This is a genomic window from Phaeovibrio sulfidiphilus (assembly GCF_014861485.1).
Taxonomy (GTDB): Bacteria; Pseudomonadota; Alphaproteobacteria; order Rhodospirillales; family Rhodospirillaceae; genus Phaeovibrio; species Phaeovibrio sulfidiphilus.
Genome location: NZ_JACZHT010000010.1, coordinates 1 through 20,871 on the forward strand (window position 1 = coordinate 1; position 20,871 = coordinate 20,871).

Consider the following 20,871-nt stretch of genomic DNA (forward strand, 5'->3'; position numbering starts at 1 on the left):
ACCACGGGACCACGGGACCACGGGACCACGGGACCACGGGACCACGGCGCCATCAGGCGAAAAAAGGGACCATCCCCAGCCTGAGGACAGAATAGCGCCTTTCTCGTACCACGTCAACAAAACAAGAACATATAAAGATCGAAAGAAGCCACCATCACCCCTGCAACCCCTTGCATCAAAAGGGTTAACAGCCGACCCTCGCACCCCTATGCGCCAAATGTTTTTCTTTTGTTCGTTTTTGCGGTACAATGGTCACCGGACAACCACCCTGCCGGAGACCCGCGCCATGCCCCTGCCCCCTTCTGTTTCCCGCATCGTTTCCGACACCTGGCGCCTTGTCGAGACCGGGAACGGGCGCGCGCTCGCCTTCACCTCGCTTCTGGGGTTCGATTTCGAGGCCAGCGCGGACGTCCCCCGCAGCCCCCTCGAGGAAGGATCCTTTGTCAGCTACAACAAGATCGTCCAGCCCCGGGACATCCGGGTGGAACTCGGCTGCCAGGGGAGCCCGGCCGAACTGGACAGCACTCTGGTGGTGCTCGACGAATGGCTGGAAAAAGCGACCCTGCTCTCCTTCCAGACACCATCACGGGAGTACGACCGCCTGGCCCTGAAACACGTCTCGTTCCGCCTGTCCCGGGAGACCGGTATCGGCGCCCTGTATGTGTCTCTGGGGCTCCAGGAAATCCGTGAGATCGGCCACACCTATCAGGCGGGCGAGGGATGCTTTCCCATCACCCTCGGCCAGGCGGGACACCCGCAGCATGCAAGCCTGGTGGAGGCCGGATATGCGGCCGCCCTTTCCCGGGCAAAAAGCGAGTTGCCCCGCGCGCTCCGGGTTCTGCTGGAGCGGTTCTGAGCGCACGGGAGCGGAGCCCTGGATCCCGGACCAGGCGCCTGCGACTCGCGCGTATCGGACTCCCAACGGGCAGGATAATCCGGCGACCCCGCCCGCCCCCAAGGCGGGGCGCCTCACACGCCGATTCCGTCCCGGGGGTCCAGCCCCCCCCCAGGACGCACACCCGACGGCTGAGATTCCAGACCCTGCGGACACACGCACCCGCGGCCCCACACCCGAGGGCCGGGGAGCCCGGAACCCCGTCCTCCACATCGAGCGTCAGAAGCCCGGGATCAGACGTTCGATATAGTCACGCTCGGAGTTGGATCGGTCGGGATCATTGGCCCTGCGGCGCAGCTCGTCGAGAATCTCGCGGGCCTTCTGAAGCCGGACCTGATCCGGGAGCACGTCACCGTCCGGCGCCCCGGGGGAGCGGCCATCCGGCAGGGGGCGCCCGAGCGGATCGAGCCCCGGCCCCGCCCGGGTTCCACCCGGCATCGGCAGGGACAGCCCGGCGGACAGGCCAAGAGAGCGGGCCAGGGACTGGGCCATGCTCTGCCGGCTTCGGGCCAGTTTTTCCAGCGCGTTGCGCTGCTCCACAAGGGCGGCCTGAAGCGCCCCGCGCTCCAGGTGCTCCCGCGCCGAGACCATGGCCACCCCCGCCTCCCCCAGATCCTTCGGGATATCACCGGTCTGGCGGGCAACCTCCTCCATCAGGGATTCAAGGCGGCCGGAAATCTCGTCCTGCCGGATGGCCAGACCCAGGCTGTCCGGGTCCGGCTCCTGGAACGGCCGGGGGTGAGCCCGGCGCCCGGCGCCGGCACCCGCACGGCCCGGCCGGTCGGGCACCGCAAGAACACTGCCTTCCCGGGTCGGGCCGGAGGCCGATTCCGGCGCATCGGGGGTCTCGCCCGCCTCCACCGCCTTGTGGAAGGTTTCATCCAGAAGCGTCGCCTGGTCCTCGGCGATCCGGGCCAGCGCGCGGGAGAACTCGTTCACCTCCCGAAGCGCCTCAAGCTGCTGTTCCGTGATCCGGCCCGCTCCCATGGTGGACAGCGCCGAGGACAGCCTCTCGAGAGCCGACCGGGTCGCGTCCCGGGCCCCCATGCGGTTCAGGTCGTCCAGGTCACGCACCAGGTCGCGCAGATCCTGGGCGCCCCCAAGGGACGAGAGCAGATCCATGCTCCCGGACAGGGCGCCGGACGGGTCCGCCTCCTGGAGCATCTGCATCGCATCCAGGCTCATGCGGGCCAGAGCCTCATTGACCTCCTGAATCAGACGCTGAACCTCGGCCTGGGACAAGTCCCCGGACAGGGCCTCGTCGAGACGCTGCCGAAGGGTGTCCAGGCTCTCGTTGATCCGGGCCCCGGCACCGTCCTCGATCCGCAGGGCCACCCGCCAGAGGGTCCGGCTCATCTCGTCAATGCGGGCGTTGCGCCCGTTCTGCGCCAGATGGGCCCGAACCTCGCGCAGCGCCAGGTACACGGTCAGATCGCCGTGGTCCTCCTGAACGCGGGCGGACACCGCATCCAGAGACGACAGAAGCGCCCCCAGAACCACGTACTCGTGGGCCAGGACTTTCCGGATCCGGATCACCTCACGGGCCAGAGGATTGTTGAAGATGCGCTCGGGCAGCACCGTCTCCACCGGGGCCCCGGTCCCCCGCCGCCCCGCCGTATCAATGGCAAAGGGGGTCAGCCGAACCGGCATTCCGGCCCAGGGGTGCTCGGTCAGGTCCATAGAGCCGGTCATCTTCAGGGTCTTGGGTGTATTCCAGGGCTCGGCCAGGGGCAGATCCAGGGGCGTGCTGCCGGCCATATCCAGCGCCCGCGGCGCAATCTCCACCCCGACCGCGCGCAGGCCGTAATCATCGCTGGCCTCAAGAGGAACGACCAGCCGCCCGCGGGCTCCGGATTCGGGAAGGGAGCCGATCCTCACCTTGGGCGCCGCATCGGGCACCACCTCAAGCGTCCGCTCGAACAGGGTCTTCCCTCCGACCTCAAGGCTCAGGGTTCCACTGTCCTCAAGAACGGTCCCGGCGCGGCGTGACCGGGCGTCCAGGGTCTCGAAGGCCACCGGCATCACCCCGGCCACCAGCCGGGCGTCCTCCCCCGGACCGTGAACCAGGGCCAGAAGCGTGGTCCCCTGCGGAACCTGGACAACCGGCTCCGAGGGCCCGGGCGCCTGCGTGTCAAACGAGCGGGGCGGAAGCCCGGTGTAGTCGGGCGGCGTCAGCCACAGGCGCGCGGTCACCGGCTCGGGAGGGGGAATGAGGGGCGGCGTCAGAAACGCCACAAGGGCCGGGCCGGGAGACACGACCCCCACAGCAAGCGACAGGACAAGCGCCCCGAAGGCCACCCAGCGCAGAAAGAACCGGTCCTCCCGGCCCACGCCGGTGCGCGGCCAGCCGGGACGAAGGCGCATGGCCGCGTCCCGGGCCGTGCTCAGGTGGCGCTCCCACAACGCACGCGACAGGGGATCGTCCAGACCGACGCTCAGGGTGTCGCTGGCGGCGCCAAAGGGACGATGCGGACCGCTCTCCAGATCCAGCCGGTGCAGCGTGTCGCCCCGGGTCGGCAGCCGGAAACGCCGGGCCCCGCGAAACACCGCCACCGAAAGCCCCGCCGCAACCAGAGCAAGAACGCCCACGTGCAGCCACAGGGGCAGAAGCGCCCCGCCGCCCAGGAAGACAAACGCAAGAACCGCGGCCAGCGCGGTGGAGGCTTTCCAGAATGCGCGCCAGAACTGTTCCCACAAAAGGATCAGCCAGACCAGGGCAAACCGGAACGGCATGTATGGAGGATGGCGGAGGCGGACAGGTCTGGAAATCACGCACGAATCCTTCGTTTTCCCTTGAATCATCACAAGCCCGCGTTGACATGGCGGCGGGGTCGGCTTATTTCTTGCCCGGCTCCGTCTTTTTTTCGTTCGGGGCCGGACCGTATTTCTCCCCTTCTTTTACCGGAATCGAGGACCGCAATGTTCGGCGCAATTGCCCGCAAGCTTTTCGGAAACGCGAACGATCGCACCATCAGGAAGATGAGGAAAACGGTCGCCACAATCAACGCCCTGGAACCGGACGTTGAGAAACTCTCGGACGAGGAATTGCGCAACCGCACCCAATGGCTGAAGGGACGCCTGGCCAAGGGCGAGACCCTGGACGCCATCCTGCCGGACGCGTTTGCCACCGTGCGCGAGGCCGCGCGCCGGACCCTGGGCCAGCGTCATTTCGATGTTCAGCTTCTGGGCGGACTTGTGCTCCACCAGAACAAGATCGCGGAGATGCGGACCGGCGAGGGCAAGACCCTCGTGGCGACGCTTCCGGTGTACCTGAACGCCCTGACCGGAAAAGGTGTTCATGTTGTCACCGTGAACGACTACCTTGCGCGGCGTGACGCCGGATGGATGGGACAGATCTACCGCTTCCTGGGCCTGAGCGTCGGAGTGATTGTCAACGAGCTCGACGACGAGGGGCGAAAGGAAGCGTATCAGGCGGATATCACCTACGCAACCAACAACGAGCTCGGCTTCGACTACCTGCGCGACAACATGAAAATGCGCCTCGAGGACATGGTCCAGAGGCCCTTCCACTACGCCCTGGTGGACGAGGTGGACTCGATCCTTGTCGACGAGGCCCGCACCCCGCTGATCATCTCCGGACAGGCCGAGGACTCCTCGGAGACCTACCGCAAGGTGGATGCCCTCATCCCGCACCTGACGGAAGAGGACTACGAGCTTGACGAGAAGGCCCGCCAGGTCACCTTCACCGACGAGGGCTCGGAGCACATGGAGGATCTGCTCGCCGAGGCCGGCCTCCTGAACGAGGGCTCCCTCTACGACGCCCGCAACGTCACCAACCTGCACCACGCCACCCAGGCGCTGCGCGCCCACGTCCTGTTCAAGAAGGACGTCCACTACATGGTGCGCGCGGGCAAGATCATGATCATCGACGAGTTCACCGGCCGCGCCATGGAGGGCCGCCGCTTCTCGGACGGCCTGCACCAGGCGCTCGAGGCCAAGGAAAACGTCGAGATCCACCCGGAGAACCAGACGCTGGCCTCCATCACCTTCCAGAACTACTTCCGCATGTACCCGCGCCTTGCGGGCATGACCGGCACCGCCATGACCGAGGCGCCGGAGTTCATGGAGATCTATGGCCTCTCGGTGGTCGAGATTCCGACCAACCGCAAGGTCCAGCGCAAGGACCACCACGACGAGGTCTACCGGACCGCCCGGGAGAAGTTCCAGGCCATCGCCGAGAAGGTCGAGGAATGCCAGAAGCGCGGCCAGCCCGTTCTGGTCGGCACCGTGTCCATCGAGAAGTCCGAGTACCTTGCAGACCTGCTGCGCAAGACCAAGAAGATCCAGCCCCAGGTCCTGAATGCCCGCTACCACGAGCAGGAGGCCATGATCATCGCCCAGGCCGGTGTGCCGGGCGCGGTCACCATCGCCACCAACATGGCCGGACGCGGAACGGACATCCAACTGGGCGGAAACCTGGAGATGCGCGTGGCCGCCGAGCTCCCCGCCGACATGCCGGAAGCCGAGCGCGCCCGCCGGATCGAGGAAATCCGCAAGGACGTCGAGACCCTCAAGGCCCAGGCCCTGGAGGCCGGCGGCCTTTATGTGATCGGCACCGAGCGTCACGAGAGCCGCCGCATCGACAACCAGCTCCGGGGACGCTCGGGACGCCAGGGCGACCCCGGCGAGTCCCTGTTCTACCTGTCCCTCGAGGATGACCTGATGCGCATCTTCGGGACCAACCGCATGGACAGCATGCTCCGCAGGCTGGGCCTGAAGGAAGGGGAGGCCATCGTGCACCCCTGGATCTCGAGGGCTCTGGAAAAGGCCCAGGAGAAGGTCGAGGCCCGCAACTTCGACGTCCGCAAGAACCTGCTGAAGTTCGACAACGTCATGAACGACCAGCGCAAGGTGGTCTACGAGCAGCGCCGTGACCTGATGGTGGTTGCCGACGTGACGGAAACCCTCGAGGACATGCGCGCCGAGGTCATCGAGAACCTTGTGGAAAGCGCCATGCCCGCCCGGGCCATGCCCGAGGAATGGGATCTTGAGGGCCTGCGCGAGGACATCCGGCGCATTCTGGCCGTCGACCTGCCCATCGAGGACTGGGCCGACGAGGAGGGCATCGCCAACGAGGAAATCCGCGACCGGATCCGGAAGGCCTCGGACGCCTATCTGAACGCCCGGAACGCGGAGTACGGCCCCGACGTCATGCGCTCTGTGGAGAAGAGCATCCTTCTCCAGCTTCTGGACCAGCTGTGGAAAGAGCACCTCCAGAACCTGGAGTTCCTGCGGCAGGGCATCTCCCTGCGCGCCTACGGACAGCGCGACCCGCTCAATGAGTACAAGTCGGAGGCCTTCCAGCTCTTCCAGAACATGCTGGGCGACCTGCGCGAGCGGGTGACCCTGGTGCTCTCGAACATCCAGCTCCGCATTGCACCGCTCCCCGAGGATCCGCAGCCGGCAGGCCCCACCCGGGCCGTCCACACGGAACCCGAGCCCGCCGTGGGCGCCGGGCCGGTGCCGGGCTCCACCCCCCGGATTCACCCCACGGCCTTCCGCACCGAGCCGGGTGAGCGCCAGGCGGAAGATCCCTCCACCTGGGGCCGGGTGTCGCGCAACGAGCCGTGCCCCTGTGGCTCGGGCCGCAAGTTCAAGCACTGCCACGGGAACCTGTCCCACTGAGATCGGGTCCGGGGGCGGGACAACCCCGCCCCGGACGCCGCCCCGGACGCCGCCCCTTTTCCCCTCTCCCCTTCCCCGGGGGACCGGAGGCGACTCGAGGCGCACCCTCCCTGACGGACAGGCGCACGCCACCCGGGAACAACACCCCAGAGGTGGTGCTCTCGAAAAGGCACCCTCATCCCGAGCGTCAACATCCGAGTTTCCCGAGATAAACTGAAAGAATGTGGCGAAAAGCCCCTTCCTTCCATGGGGCGATCTTGAACAGGCACCCGCTGCACATTATAGAAAACACCGGGTGCTCTCTTCGTGTCCCTCCCAAACCCTCGGAGATACGAGAGGTCCGCTGTCGCCCCACTTAAGACGCGGATGTGGATGACCCGGCTTCCACGAGAGCTGGATGACCCGGCACCCCAATGACCTCCAGTGCCTCCCCACTCCACTTCGGGCGTGTGGCCCGGCGACCCCAAGGAGCGCACAATGGGCATAAAGCACATAATAAAACCGTTCATTCCGTCCTGCCTCATCTCCATGCGGCGGAGGCTGAGGGAGACCCGCCCGGCCTTCGAGCGGACCTGCCCCGTGTGCGGATACCATGGATACTTCGAGGCCGCCGGGAAACCCCTCCGCCTGGATGCGCGCTGTCCGAAATGCGGCTCGATGGAGCGTCACCGCCTGTTCTGGCTCTGGTACACCACCCACGCCGACCAGATCAGGGGACCGGTCCTCCACTTCGCCCCGGAGGCCTGCCTGCGGAGCCGCCTGAAAGACGCCTGTCCCGACTACCGGACCGCCGACCTCTTTGAGCGGGACGTGGACCTGGCCCTCAATATCGAGGACACGGGCCTTGAGACGGGCAGCCTGAACACGATTGTCTGCAATCACGTTCTGGAGCACGTGGACGACAGAAAAGCCCTGCGGGAGCTCTGCCGCATCCTGTCGGACGACGGACTGCTGATCTGTTCCGTGCCCATCGTCGAAAGCTGGTCCCGGACCTGGGAACAGGACTCGGTGACCACGGCTGCGGGGCGGGAGCTCCAGTTCGGACAGGCCGACCACCTGCGGATCTACGGCCATGACTTCCGGGACCGCCTGCGGGAGGCCGGATTCGGCGACGTGAGAGAGGTCATCGCCCAGGGATGGGATGTGGGCACCTACGGGCTCGTGCGCGGAGACGTGCTCTTCCTGTGCCGCAAGTCCTGACGACGCAAGCCCCCCCGGGGGCCCGTGCGCCTCTCTGCCTCTCTGCCTCCCTGGCACTCCCCCGCCCCTGAGCCCTGCCCCTCCGGGCACCTCAGCGGAGCAGTGCGGCAGACCGGAGGCCCGCGCGTCCCGAACAGTCCCCCGCCTCGGGGCACCCGCCCGCCGGCCTCCGGACCCCGCGCTGGCTCCCGGAAGGACTCGGCCCCCGCGTCACCGGCGGCTTTTGGGTCCGACTCCACTCCCGGACCGGGCCTCCCACACAGGCACCCGCAGCGGAAAAACCGGGTCCGTCCCGGGTTCCCGGACCGGCGGCGCGGAGGCCCGGACCACCCGATTCCGGCGAATATCATTTCGTCTCGAATCGTTTTCGCGGCCCTCCCGCACCGGCCACACGCTTAATTTCAGCAGAGTTTTACCCGTGTTAAGCGAGTTTCGACACGAAATTAATCTTTTCGCAGGGCATTGATTTTAAAAACATTTTTTTCGAGCTTCTGCGCTTTTTACGAAACAGACCGCCAGATATGCTCTTTATGCCATGCATTTTGGCGTTGACGGGGCGGGCCCGTCCCCTTATCTGTGTCAAACCCCGGGGGCCCAAAAACGAGGCTCCTGGCCGGTACCGAAGCGGACCCTGGACGGGCCCCACGGCATACCGGGCCGCCACCGGAACACCGGACACGCGGCAAACGACCGGGAAAGCCCCACGTGCTTTCCTTCCTCGTCCGCCCCTCTCCCGAGCGGGCGAGACCTTGCGAACGTACCCGCACGACCCGTCCTCGGGTGGTGCAGGAGACAATCGACCAGGGGGTCGTGACCCTCCGGCATGGGGCCGGAAGCTGATAAGCGCCAAGCCTGAAGCGGGTTCAGTCCTGAACTTGGGGTTTGCGTTTACCGGTTTGAACGAAGGGGGATCGTCAGGTTTTTTCCGGTTCGTGAAACCGGACAGGCACCAGAAGGGGGCCGCGTCGACCCGGCGAAGCAGGAGACGTATTTTGATGAGAGTCGTCCTGACGGCTTTTTTGGGGCTTTTCCTTGCTGCACAGTGGGGGGCTCCGGCTTTCGCGCATGAAAATCTGCTGAATTTCATCAATTCCCGACAGGTTACAATGCCCGAGGGGGTGCGGCTTGCACCGGCCTCCCTGACCGTGTCGAAGAACGAGATGCTTTGCCTTGCGCTCAATGACTACTGGGAAGCGCGCGGAGAATCCCTGAGGGGCCGCGTGGCCGTTGCCCAGGTGGTCCTGAACCGCGTCAAGGATCCCCGCTTTCCGAACAGCATTTGCGAAGTCGTGTCCCAGAACAACTCGAACGGCAAGGCCTGCCAGTTCTCCTGGTATTGTGACGGCAGATCGGACGTTCCCACCGACAAGCGCGCCTGGCGCTCCTCGGTTCTCCTCGCCATGTCGGTCCTGCGACGCGACAGCACGGTGATGGACCCCACCCACGGCGCCCTGTGGTTCCACACGAAGGCCGTCAACCCGCCCTGGTCCAGACAGATGGACCGGACCGGCCGGATCGACAACCATATCTTCTACACGGACAACCGCGCCCGTCAGGCTCCGGTTCTCCAGACCGCCACCCGGGATCTGGCCGGAGGCTCTCTTGTCGCCGATCTCTTCGCGGACGCCGGGGTGAAAAGCTCCCCCGCCGCGCGACAGGGGCTGACCGGCTCGAAATAGAGACCGTCGCGGAAAACGCACCACACCCGAACAGGGGGACAGCCACAGGGCGCGTCCCCCTGTTTTTTTGCGCGCATCTCTTGATTCGGGGGGCGCCCCCTTGTATCGTTGGGGCCCTTTTTTACGGCGGCCCGGCGTAAGCGCCCGTCCCCGATCCGGACTCCTGGACCAGGAACTAGAAACATGGCTTACCGATCTGAAGGCTACCGCGTAGCCGTTGTCGGCGCGACGGGCAACGTCGGGCGCGAGATGCTCTCCATCCTCAGCGAGCGCAATTTTCCCATCAAGGAAATCGTGGCTCTGGCCTCGGCCCGCTCGGCCGGCCGGGAGGTGTCCTTCGGCGAGGACCAGGTTCTGAAGGTCCAGAACCTCGACACCTTCGATTTCTCGGGCTTTGATATTGCGCTGAGCTCGGCCGGCGCCAAGATCTCGGCGGCCTTTGCCCCCCGCGCGGCCGAGGCCGGATGCGTGGTGATCGACAACACCAGCCAGTTCCGCATGGATCCGGACGTGCCGCTGGTGGTTCCCGAGGTGAACCCCCAGGCCATCGCCGGGTACAAGAAGCGCCACATCATTGCCAACCCGAACTGCTCGACGATCCAGATGATGGTGGCCCTCAAGCCGCTTCACGATGCCTTCACCATCCGCCGGGTGGTGGTCTCGACCTACCAGTCCGTCTCCGGTGGCGGCAAGGAGGCCATGGACGAGCTCTTCAACCAGACCAAGGGCATTTTCGTCAACCAGCCCTACACCGACTTCCAGGAGATCTTCACCAAGCAGATCGCCTTCAACGTCATCCCGCACATTGATGTGTTCATGGACGACGGCGCGACCAAGGAAGAGTGGAAGATGGCGGTCGAGACCCGCAAGATTCTGGATCCGGATATCAAGGTTCACGCGAACTGCGCCCGGGTGCCGGTGTTCTGCGGCCACTCGGAGTACATCAACATCGAGACCGAGCGCCCCATGACCGACGCAGCCGCCCGCGAGGCCCTTCGCGCGGCGCCGGGTGTGGTCGTTGTTGATCACCGCGCGAACGAGGGCTACGTGACCCCCGTGGAGTGCGCGGGCGAGGACGCGGTCTATGTGTCGCGCATCCGCAAGGATCCCACCGTCGAGAACGGCCTGTCCTTCTGGTGCGTCGCCGACAACCTGCGCAAGGGCGCGGCCCTGAACACGGTTCAGATCGCCGAGGTCCTGGCCCGGGACTACCTCGACCAGGCCTGACGACCGGCTGCCCCCCGGGGGCCGGAACCGAAGGATGGGGCCCGGATCGGGCCCCGTTCGCCGGAAGGGTCTTGAAAATTGCCTGTGACAGGCCCACACTCAGGGTGCGCGGGACGAAAAACTCGCGCACTTTTTTGCAACGATCCCGGAAGGGCTGAGGCCGATGCCCGACGAAACCGTCATTGACACTCTCAAGGCCCAGGAAGCCGTGCAGTCGGTTCCCGTGGAGATTTCTGTCGTTCTCGGACGCGCGGACCTGCGTGTGCACCAGCTGCTGAAACTGGGACGCGGCGCCGTGGTCGAGCTGGAGCAGAAAATTACCGAGCCCATCGAGATTTTCGCCAACGGCATCCTGATTGCAAAGGGCGAGGTCAATATCATCGACGGCGACAAGATCGGCGTCACCTTTACCGAGATTGTGAGATCCCTGGCGGCGGTCTGACCCCGGTCCCGGCGCGCTTGCGGGGCGCCGCGCCTCTTTTGCGTCCCTGCGGGCCCGGGTGCCGCTGACGGACGCCCCCCCCGGGCACAGGACAGGCCGGGACACGACATCCGCCTTTCCCGCATTTTGCCCCCCTTTACCGCCTTGACTTGGCCCCGGCAGGTGCTAGCCTGTCCGCAAAGGCCGTTCTCCGGAGACGGGCACAACGCTCCGGACACGACAGGGATCCCACGCGGACCGTCGCCTCCCTCTGTACATATCGCGAAAAGTACCCAGTCCTTGACTCGTAAACACCTCTTTATCAAGTCCTACGGCTGCCAGATGAACGTCTATGACGCGGCCCGTATGACGGACATGCTCGCTCCTCTCGGCTACGCGCCGACCGGCGACGCCGCGGAAGCGGACCTTGTGGTTCTCAACACCTGCCATATTCGCGAAAAGGCGGCCGAGAAGGTGTTCTCGGACCTGGGCCGATTGCGGCTGATCAAGGACGAGCGCTCCAAGAACGGGAAGCGCACCGTTGTGGCCGTCGCCGGGTGCGTCGCCCAGGCCCAGGGGGAGAAGCTGATCGAGCGCGCCCCCGTAGTGGACGTGGTTGTGGGCCCCCAGGTCTACCACCGCCTCCCGGAAATGCTGGCCCGCATCGAGCGCCAGGCCGGACGCGCCATCGACACCAGCTTCCCCGAGATCCCCAAGTTCGACTACCTGCCCGCGCCCACCACCGCCGGACCCAGCGCCTTCCTGTCCATTCAGGAGGGCTGTGACAAGTTCTGCGCCTACTGCGTCGTTCCCTACACCCGGGGGGCGGAGTACTCGCGCCCGGTGGCGGACATCGTCAGCGAGGCCCGGGGCCTTGTGGACCAGGGCGCCCGGGAGATCACCCTTCTGGGCCAGAACGTGAATGCCTACCACGGCGAGGATGAGGGCGGTCGCGCCTCGTCGCTCGGGCGTCTTCTCGAGCGGCTCGCCGCCATCGACGGCCTGGAGCGGCTGCGCTACACCACCAGCCACCCGAGGGACGTGGACGACAGCCTGGTCGAGGCCCACCGGGACATCCCCGCCCTGATGCCGCTTGTGCACCTGCCGGTCCAGTCGGGATCGGACCGGATGCTCAGCGCCATGAACCGGGGCCACACCCGCGCCGAGTACCTGGCCACCATTGACCGGCTGCGCTCGGCCCGGGACGACATGGCCTTCGCCTCGGACTTCATCGTCGGACACCCGGGTGAGACCGAGGAGGACTTCCAGGACACCCTGTCCCTGGTGGATGCCGTCGGCTTCGTGCATTCCTACGCGTTCAAGTTCTCGCCGCGCCCGGGCACGCCCGCCGCCGCCCTTCCGGACAGCGTTACGGCCGAGGAAAAATCGGACCGGCTGTCCCGGCTCCTGAAGCACCTGGCCGCGGTTCAGAGCGAACAGAACCACCGGATGATCGGTCGTGTTGTCCCCGTCCTTCTGGACCGGCCGGGACGGCAGGACGGCCAGCTCCTGGGCCGCAGCCCGTGGATGCAGCCGGTCCACCTGCGGGCCCCCGACGCGCGCATGGGAGACATGATCACGGTGCGCATCACGGCCGCCGGGCCCCTGAGCCTCTCGGGCACGCCGTTCACCGCTCCGGACATCGAAGCCCTGAGGCACTCGGCCTGATGACCGGCGCACCCATCCGGATTGGCCGTCGCCTGAGCGACGAATCCGCCCTTCTCCGCCTCTACGGGGCGGGGGACGAGAACCTGGACCGGCTTGAGCACGTGCTCGGCGTCGAGATCTTCTCCCGGGGAGACCAGCTTGACGTGCTGGGGGACCGGGACCGGGTCAACCTGGCCTGGTCCGCCATCGATCTTCTCCAGGCCCGGGCGCGGGCCGGAGAGCACCTGATCCCCGCGGACGTGGACGCGGCCGTGCGCATGTGCGGCGAGGACCATCTGCCCGTGCTGTCGATCCGGACCCGCAAGGGCGAGATCCGGCCGCGGTCCCCCGGACAGGCCCGCTACATTCAGGCCATGAAGGACGCGGAGCTGGTCTTCGGCCTGGGACCGGCGGGAACGGGCAAGACCTATCTGGCGGTCGCCATGGGGGTGTCCCTGTTCCTGAGCCGCAAGGTGGAGCGCCTGGTTCTCTCCCGCCCGGCGGTGGAGGCCGGGGAGCGCATCGGCTTTCTCCCCGGCGACATGCGGGAAAAGGTCGACCCGTACCTGCGTCCCATGTACGATGCCCTCCACGCCACCCTTCCGGGCGAGGAGGTCGTCCGGAAACTGGAAAGTGGTGAGTTCGAGGTGGCCCCCCTTGCCTTCATGCGCGGGCGCACCCTCTCGAATGCCTTTATCATCCTGGACGAGGCCCAGAATACCACAGCCTCCCAGATGAAAATGTTCCTGACCCGTCTGGGGGAGAACTCCCGGATGGTGATTACGGGAGACCCCTCCCAGATCGACCTGCCCGGTGGCGTGAAGTCCGGGCTGCGCGACGCCCTGGACGTTCTGAAAGACGAGGACGCCATCAGGACCATTCACTTCACGGACCGTGATGTTGTACGTCACGACCTGGTCGCGCGCATTGTCCGCGCCTATGACCGGCGCGACGCAGACAAGGAAAAAATCCCCAATGCCGGCTGACGCCTCCTCCTGCCCTTCTGACCCGAACGCCCACGCGGGCGACGACGTCCCGCAACTTTATGCCCTGTCCCTGTGCAATCCCGACGGCCCCGGCGGCCCCTACGTCGCCGACGTGGATGTGTCCGTCGAGGACGACCGCTGGACGGAGGCCCTCCCCGATCTCGCCGGGATCCTGGAGCGCGCCTGCCGCGGTGCCCTGGACGGAGGGCATGCCGGAGACCTGGGCAGCACCCTCGAGTTCTCGGTCGTCCTGACCGACGACGAGGCCGTCCGGGCCCTGAACCGCGACTACCGCGGACGGGACTGCCCGACGAACGTCCTGTCCTTCGCCTCCCTGGACGACACCGGTTCCGCCCCCCTTCCGGAGGGCATGCCCCTGCACCTGGGCGACATCGTCGTCGCCTTTGACACGACCCTCGCGGAGGCGCAGGAGCGCCCCGTCCCCCTTGCTGACCATCTTTTCCACCTTGCGGTCCATGGGATCCTTCATCTGCTCGGCTTCGACCACGAGGACGACGACGAGGCCACGGAGATGGAGGCCCTCGAGGCCGACATTCTGGTATCCAGCGGTCTTTCCAACCCCTACCACACTGCGGGAGAGATCCCGGAGGAGGATGCGAAATGACGTCCCCCGGACAACGACAGGAGAACAGTTCAGTGGATCAGGTTTCGGATGTTCATGAACGCGAGAGCCTGCATCACAAGGGCGGCATCGGCAGTTTCCTGAGGGGCGTCTTCCGCCCCAACCGCAACGGTGACAGCGCCCTGCGTGAAACCCTGGAAGAGCTCCTGGACGAAAGCGGCGCCTCGGAAGACGACTTCAGCGAGGACGAGGCCGTCGTCATCTCGAACATCCTGCGCCTGCGCAAGGTCACCGTGGAGGACGTGATGGTCCCCCGCGCCGAGATCGTCAGCGTCAACATCAACACGCCGGTCCCCGAGGTTCTGGCCCTGTTCGCCACCAGCGGCCACTCCCGCCTGCCGGTCTACAAGGACACCCTGGACACCCCCCTGGGCATGGTCCACATCAAGGACATGCTCTCGCCGGACGAGGGCGGCCTGACCACCTCCCTGGAAAAGGCGGTGCGCGAGTTGCTCTACATCTCGCCGTCGGCCCGCATCTTCGACCTGATCCGCGAGATGCGCCTGAAGCGCATCCACCTCGCCCTGGTGGTGGACGAGTACGGCGGCATCGACGGCCTGGTCACCATCGAGGATCTGATCGAGCAGATTGTCGGCGACATCGTCGACGAGCACGACCACGAGAAGGCTCCCGAAATGATCCGCCGGGAGGACGGCTCCGTCGATGTGGACGGCCGCATGGAGCTGGAGGACTTCGAGAAGCACTTCGGGCCGCTCTTCACCGAGGACGAGCGCAACGACATCGACACGCTGGGCGGCCTTGTCTTCCGCCTTGCGGGACGGGTGCCCGCCCGCGGCGAGGTCATCCGCCGGGAGGGAGGTCCGAATTTTGAGATCCTGGACGCCAACCCCCGCACCATCCGGCGGGTTCGCGTGACCGGCCTGCCCGAGGGTCTCGAGGAGTAACCCCACCTCCACCCCCCCCACCCACCGGGCGGGGCGCTGCCGGGCAATCCGTCTGCACCGGCACCCCCGCCACGGCCACCCTGGCGCTCCGGCGGACCGGAAGGCGCATGGCGTCCCCGGATGTTTCCACCCCGGTTGCTCACCGGGGGTGCCCTCCGGTGTTATTCTCCGGGGTGGCGCCCGGCGTCCGGGCCTGGCACGGGACCGCCCGGCCCCGCCCCGGACAAACACGCGCATAGACACGCCGGGCGACATCTGCACCCACGACATCCTGGCCATGGAGGGCCACTTTGACACCCCTCTAAGCGAGGGTCCGGCCACCGCGCGCTGCATGGTGCTGGCGCGCCCCGGAGAGACACGCGCACAGCCCCATCCCGGCACCGCGCATCCGTCCGCCGGGTGTTTGGCACGGGGCCGGACACGCCCTGTCACCGGCAGTCCCGGCGCGCCAGACTATCAGGAAACGTTATATCGAAGAGAGAGCGTCCGTCACCCGCACCGCCCCGGGGAGGCGGGCTGAGGCCTGTGGCTTTCAGGAACGGGCGCGCCCGTCCGCGCCGGACATCAGGCCGTCTGCGTCTTGTGCTCGAACCACATGCAGTAGCGGAACTGCCCCATGGCGCTGAGGCGGAAAGCGGTTTTCGTAACGGCCCCCGAGGCCGTATAGCCGGTGACAAAAACCGCCTCCTCAATGATCCCCTTGTGGAGAAGGCTCTCGGCAAGGCGACGGGGCACCTGAACGGGCTTCCCCGTAATACCCTGAAGAAAAAGATCTTCCACCACCTTCAGCTCGGAAGGATTCAGTGTGTCCAGATTCAGTTGGGAAGCACTGTTCGCCACGACAGGTATCCTTCTCCAGGAAAATACTCCCCGGCGGCGGACTGAAAATCGGGGAGAGTTGTCCGTATCATGCTAGCGTTCCGAGCGGACAACGCAAGACGAATCGTTATAAACACCCCATCAGGGGGTAATAAACAGGATTTTCACGCCCCCCTCCAGGCAGAAAACACGCCGCAAAGCCCACCGGCGGACCGGGGCGGACAGGCCGCCCGAGGCATCAAAGCCCCGAGTCTCCCACCCGGGGCTCGTAAAACAGGAACGCATAACGCAGGGGCAAACCAGCGCGGCACCCGGAGCGCCCGGCCCCCTGCCGCTGGCGGCACGGGGCTTCGGGCACGGTCAGGGCGCCCGGTCTCAGCGCAGGGTCAGGCAGTCCATGATGTCGTCCGGGCAGTAGACCATGGACGAGTACAGGGCGTCGCCCGTCGCCTCGTCCGCCAGCAGCATGGCCGAGGCCATCTCGCGGCACTGGCGGGCGTCCCCGACGAAGCTCACGCCCTGGGAATAGTTCCGGTTCAGGACCACCGCCGAGGCAATGCGGGCCTCCTCCCAGGGGCTGGACAGACCGGGCACCGCATGGCAGAGCGACGCCATCACCGGCAGAAGCACGTCGGCGGTGATGACGTTACGGGGCATGACGATGACAAGCTGCTCCATCCCCAGACTGATCTTCTCGGGCTGGTAAAGGGCCAGCTCGTCGCGAACCACCGAGGGAACGACCTCGGTGCGGATCGTGTCCAGAAGACCGGCGGACACCTTGCGCGGCCGGACCGGGGCTCCGAACATGGCCCGGCCCTCCCGGCTGCGCCACATGGGGTCGGGGGCCTCGGCCGATCCGCGACGGGCCGCCGAGGATGCCTCGATATAGAAAGCCTGCTCCTCCAGGGACTGCTCGCCCAGGATCGAGTCACACAGGCGCACCGCGTCCTCCACCACCAGGCCGTTGTTGCCGTTGCGGTTCATGATCGCAATGGACGACAGGCGCACATGCTCCGCGGCAAAGCCCTTGCACAGGCTGGCAATGGTCTCGTAATACACAGGCCCCTTGTCCACGGTGCTGGACGGCAGCGCAACGCGCAGGGCACCGTCCTCGTACTCGGTCAGCAGGGGCGGCCGGGGAACGGACATCTCCACAACGGAGTAGACGGCCTCCATGGCCCGCGCGTCCCGGGGATCCGGAACCACCGGGTCCGACGACCCCAAAAGCCACTGGACAGCCAGAAGCCCCAGAAGAACCACAACGGCGAGACCCGCAACGATCTTGCCTCCCTTGAGCAGCACAGTCTTGACAGTTTCCATGGACATGAACGCAGGCTCCCCTCTCATCGGACATGGACGCGCCGGATAAGGCGGGTCATCTTATCCGAATGCCAGAGAAAGCGAAACACGGCGCATGCCGGGCGGCCGGGACGGTCATCCTGACCGATCCTTTTCTTGACGCCCCTTCCCGGCCGGATCATCATCCGCGCACCTATTTTCAGATGGAAGCCCCATGATTTCCTACGCATTCTACCGAGGTGCAAGCCGACTGGCCTCCCCTGCGCTGTCCCCCCTTCTGAACTACCGGCTGTCCCGCGGGAAGGAGGATCCCGAGCGCGTGGGCGAGCGGCGTGGCGAGCCGGGGCGTCCCCGGCCCGAGGGCCCGCTGGTGTGGCTCCACGGAGCCAGCGTGGGAGAGGCCCTGGCCCTGCTGCCCGTGATCGAGCGCACCCGCGCCCGGTTCCCCGAGGCCACCTTGCTTCTGACCACGGGAACCCGCACCTCGGCCGAGATCATGGGGAACCGCCTCCCCCCCGGCGTCCTGCACCAGTATATCCCCGTGGACCTGCCCGGGGCCGTCACGCGCTTCTTTGACCACTGGCGCCCGGACCTGATCGTGTGGACCGAGTCCGACCTGTGGCCCAACCACCTGATGGAGGCCCGGTCCCGGGGCATCCCCTGCGTTCTTCTGAACGGACGCATGTCCGCCCGGTCCTGGTCGCGCTGGCGCTTCGGGCGCCCCCTGGTATCCCCGCTGCTGGAGGGCTTTGCCCTGGTCCTGGGGCAGACCCGGGACGACACGCAGCGCCTGAGGGATCTGGGAGCCAAAACCGCCGACTGCGTCGGCAACCTGAAGCATGCCGCAAGCCCGCCCCCGTTCGTGCCCGAGGACCTGGCCCGGGCGAAGGACGCCATGGGGAGCCGCCCGCGCTGGATCCTGGCCAGCTCCCACGCCGACGAGGAACTCCTGGCCGCCTCGGTCCACCGCAGCCTGAAGCCCCGGGTTCCGGGTCTCCTGACCCTTATCGTCCCGCGCCACGCCAACCGCTCCGGCGCCATAAAGGCCCGCCTGGAACAGGACGGCCTGAGCGTTGCCCTGCGCTCGGACGGCTGGCCCGCCCCCGACACCGATGTGCTCCTGGGCGACACCATGGGCGAGATGGGGCTTTACTACCGCCTCGCGCCCGTCGTGGTCATGGGGAAGACCTTCCCGGAAGCCTGCGCCCGCACCGGCGGGCAGAACCCGCTGGAACCCGCGCTTCTGGACTCGGCCCTGCTGTGGGGGCCCGGAATGGAGAACTTCACCGAGATCGCCGCCGGGCTGGAGGCCGCCGGCGGCGCCCTTCGGGTCTCGGACCGCAACGACCTGGAGGACCAGTTGGCCCAGCTTCTGGGCTCAAGGGACCGCACCGCGGAGCTGGCCGCCGCCGCAGGCGCCTGGGCCCGGGGGGAGCGCCAGGTTATTGACCGGATCATGGAGCGTCTGGCACCCTTTCTGGAGACAGCCTGCCGGACACCTGACGGAAACGGATCATGAGAACTCCCGAGTTCTGGGAAACCGATGCCTTCCCCGCCCGCCTTCTGGAGCCGCTGGGGTACGTATACGCTCTTGCGACCCGACGCCGCCTTGAAACCACCCGGCCCGTGGAGGCCGGGGTTCCCGTGTTCTGCGTGGGGAACCTGACGGCCGGCGGGGCCGGAAAAACACCCGTCGCCCTTCGGGTCATGGGCGTGCTGCGGGACCTGGGGGTCCAGGGGCACTTTCTCTCCCGCGGCTACGGCGGGAGCCTCCGGGGACCGGTGCGGGTGGACCCCATTCACCATGAGTACCGGGAGGTGGGGGACGAGCCCCTCCTTCTTGCCAACAGCGCCCCGTGCTGGATTGCCCGGGACCGCGCCGCCGGAGCCCTCGCCGCCGTGGACGGCGGAGCCGAGGCCATCGTCATGGACGACGGACACCAGAACCCCTCCCTGGTGAAAACCCTGTCCCTTGTGGTCATCGACGGTGCCTACGGATTCGGCAACCGCCGCATTCTGCCCGCAGGCCCCCTGCGCGAGCCGATCCGGACGGGGCTCGCCCGAGCGGACGCCGTGATCCGCATCGGCGAGGACCGAACGGACATCGCCCGCTGGATCCCCCCCGCCACCCCCCTGTTCACGGCCCGCCTCGAGCCGGGCGCGGCGGCCGGGCGTCTGGCCGGGGAGAAGGTTGTGGCCTTCGCGGGGATCGGGCGTCCCGCTAAATTCTTCCAGACGCTTCGGGATCTGGGGGCGAAGGTTCTGGCCGAGCACCCCTTTGCGGACCACTACCCCTACGCCCGCACTGACATCCAGCCGATCCTGGATGAGGCAAAAGCGCTGGGCGCCACACCGGTGACCACCACCAAGGATGCCATGCGCCTTCCGGCCAGCCAGCGCGCGCAGGTGGATGTGGTGGGTGTGCAGGTCCAGATGGATGACGAGGCCGGGTTCCGGGCCATGATCGCCGAGACCCTCACCGACTTCCGGGACGCCCCCGGCTTCCCCTGGCCCGGGTCGTAAGGCGGCTGCCCGGCCGGTGAAGCCCGGACGGCAATGGCAACGCACGCCCCACCGGCCAGCCCGCGCCGGCCAGCCTCCGCCCACCGAACCCCGCCCCCTCCCGGAGCACGGAATGCCGGACACAAAACAGCACGTCTGGAACCCCTGGCACGGCTGTCGCAAGATCTCGCCCGGATGCCGCAACTGCTATGTCTTCCGGATCGACCACCAGCACGGACGGAACCCGGAAGCCATAGGGCGCACGGCCTCGTTTGCCCTTCCGGTCCTGCGCCGGCGGGATGGCCGCTACCGCATTCCTCCGGGAGAGCGGCTTTTCACCTGCCTGTCCTCCGACTTCTTTCTGGAGGAGGCCGATGCCTGGCGCGACGAGGCCTGGGCATTGATCCGCATGCGCTCGGATCTGCGGTTTTTTCTGGTCACCAAGCGGATTGACCGCTTCACCGTCGCCCTGCCCCCGGACTGGGGCGAGGGCTGGCCCCACGTCACCGTGGCCACCACCGTGGAGGACCAGCCTCGGGCGGACAGCCGCCTGCCGGTCTTTAGCGTGCTGCCCATACGCCACAAGGTGATCTTCTGCGAGCCGCTGCTTGGGCCCCTGGATCTGTCCCCCCACCTGAAGGGGCTCCGTCCCCACAGCGTGGTTGTGGGGGGAGAATCAGGCCCCGGAGCCCGTCCCTGCCACTATGACCACGTGCTGGCCATCCGCGACCAGTGCCTGCGCGCCGGAGTGGGCTTTTCCTTCCGCCAGACCGGAGCCGTGTTCGTCAAGGACGGGCGAACCTATCGGCTCCCGCGGCCGCTTCAGGGCTCCCAGGCCCGGAAGGCGGCGATTGATACGGCCCCGGCACCGGACACGGGTCCGCTGTAGACCGGCCCTGCGGAAGCCCCGTCCGCCCTCCCCCCCCCCGGAGACGGCGCCGGGCGGGTACACCGGTTCAGCCCATCGGAGATTTTTTTGGTCCCACGACAGCGCGGGCTTGC

At 66.8% G+C, this 20,871-nt stretch carries 16 protein-coding genes; 13 read left to right on the forward strand and 3 right to left on the reverse strand.

The genetic code is table 11. The features are described 5' to 3' along the window. The first annotated feature begins 286 nt into the window (after positions 1-286). On the forward strand, positions 287-856 hold the full coding sequence (locus IHV25_RS09980) for a phage baseplate protein (RefSeq protein WP_192534983.1): 570 nt from the start codon (positions 287-289) through the stop codon (positions 854-856). A 258-nt stretch (positions 857-1,114) separates the two neighbouring features. Here IHV25_RS09980 and IHV25_RS09985 read toward each other — a convergent pair whose 3' ends face one another. Next, positions 1,115-3,667: a DUF4175 family protein gene (locus tag IHV25_RS09985; protein WP_192534984.1), complete on the reverse strand. Its 2,553-nt coding sequence runs from the start codon at positions 3,665-3,667 to the stop codon at positions 1,115-1,117. 147 nt (positions 3,668-3,814) lie between these two features. On the opposite strand from IHV25_RS09985, the gene secA reads away from it, so the two are divergent. The 9 genes from secA (at position 3,815) to IHV25_RS10030 (ending at position 15,249) form a co-directional block, all read left to right on the forward strand. Then, positions 3,815-6,541, forward strand: a complete 2,727-nt coding sequence (secA, locus tag IHV25_RS09990; RefSeq protein WP_192534985.1) for a preprotein translocase subunit SecA — start codon at positions 3,815-3,817, stop codon at positions 6,539-6,541. Between the two features lie 477 nt (positions 6,542-7,018). Next, complete coding sequence (locus IHV25_RS09995) at positions 7,019-7,741, forward strand: class I SAM-dependent methyltransferase (RefSeq protein WP_192534986.1); 723 nt, start codon at positions 7,019-7,021, stop codon at positions 7,739-7,741. Positions 7,742-8,736: 995 nt separating this feature from the next. After that, positions 8,737-9,420 (forward strand): cell wall hydrolase, encoded by a 684-nt coding sequence (locus tag IHV25_RS10000; RefSeq protein ID WP_242018923.1) that lies wholly within the window; start codon positions 8,737-8,739, stop codon positions 9,418-9,420. Positions 9,421-9,603: 183 nt separating this feature from the next. After that, on the forward strand, positions 9,604-10,647 hold the full coding sequence (locus tag IHV25_RS10005) for an aspartate-semialdehyde dehydrogenase (RefSeq protein WP_192534987.1): 1,044 nt from the start codon (positions 9,604-9,606) through the stop codon (positions 10,645-10,647). 163 nt (positions 10,648-10,810) lie between these two features. Beyond that, complete coding sequence (locus tag IHV25_RS10010; protein WP_192534988.1) at positions 10,811-11,089, forward strand: FliM/FliN family flagellar motor switch protein; 279 nt, start codon at positions 10,811-10,813, stop codon at positions 11,087-11,089. A gap of 279 nt (positions 11,090-11,368) precedes the next feature. Further along, positions 11,369-12,736 (forward strand): tRNA (N6-isopentenyl adenosine(37)-C2)-methylthiotransferase MiaB, encoded by a 1,368-nt coding sequence (gene miaB, locus IHV25_RS10015; protein WP_242018924.1) that lies wholly within the window; start codon positions 11,369-11,371, stop codon positions 12,734-12,736. Further along, a complete protein-coding gene (locus IHV25_RS10020; RefSeq protein ID WP_192534989.1) occupies positions 12,736-13,701 on the forward strand; it encodes a PhoH family protein in 966 nt (321 codons plus the stop codon). The genes miaB and IHV25_RS10020 overlap by 1 nt, the downstream gene beginning before the upstream one ends. Then, a complete protein-coding gene (ybeY, locus tag IHV25_RS10025; RefSeq protein WP_242018925.1) occupies positions 13,691-14,326 on the forward strand; it encodes an rRNA maturation RNase YbeY in 636 nt (211 codons plus the stop codon). Before IHV25_RS10020 ends, ybeY begins: the two co-directional genes overlap by 11 nt. A 32-nt stretch (positions 14,327-14,358) precedes the next feature. Further along, positions 14,359-15,249 carry a hemolysin family protein gene (locus IHV25_RS10030; protein WP_338048627.1) on the forward strand — a complete coding sequence of 297 codons (891 nt, stop codon included), beginning with the start codon at positions 14,359-14,361 and terminating at the stop codon, positions 15,247-15,249. Positions 15,250-15,813: 564 nt separating this feature from the next. Here the strand turns inward: IHV25_RS10030 and IHV25_RS10035 are convergent. Continuing rightward, entirely contained in the window at positions 15,814-16,089 is a 276-nt protein-coding gene (locus IHV25_RS10035; RefSeq protein WP_338048628.1) for a hypothetical protein, read from the reverse strand. Positions 16,090-16,443: 354 nt separating this feature from the next. Further along, complete coding sequence (locus IHV25_RS10040) at positions 16,444-17,394, reverse strand: hypothetical protein (RefSeq protein WP_192534992.1); 951 nt, start codon at positions 17,392-17,394, stop codon at positions 16,444-16,446. A gap of 187 nt (positions 17,395-17,581) precedes the next feature. On the opposite strand from IHV25_RS10040, the gene IHV25_RS10045 reads away from it, so the two are divergent. The 3 genes from IHV25_RS10045 (at position 17,582) to IHV25_RS10055 (ending at position 20,758) form a co-directional block, all read left to right on the forward strand. Beyond that, positions 17,582-18,886: a 3-deoxy-D-manno-octulosonic acid transferase gene (locus IHV25_RS10045; protein ID WP_192534993.1), complete on the forward strand. Its 1,305-nt coding sequence runs from the start codon at positions 17,582-17,584 to the stop codon at positions 18,884-18,886. Beyond that, positions 18,883-19,890, forward strand: a complete 1,008-nt coding sequence (gene lpxK, locus IHV25_RS10050; protein ID WP_192534994.1) for a tetraacyldisaccharide 4'-kinase — start codon at positions 18,883-18,885, stop codon at positions 19,888-19,890. The genes IHV25_RS10045 and lpxK overlap by 4 nt, the downstream gene beginning before the upstream one ends. 112 nt (positions 19,891-20,002) lie before the next feature. After that, the gene (locus tag IHV25_RS10055; RefSeq protein WP_192534995.1) at positions 20,003-20,758 is read left to right on the forward strand and encodes a DUF5131 family protein; all 756 of its coding nucleotides are present in this window, start codon (positions 20,003-20,005) and stop codon (positions 20,756-20,758) included. Positions 20,759-20,871 lie beyond the last annotated feature (113 nt).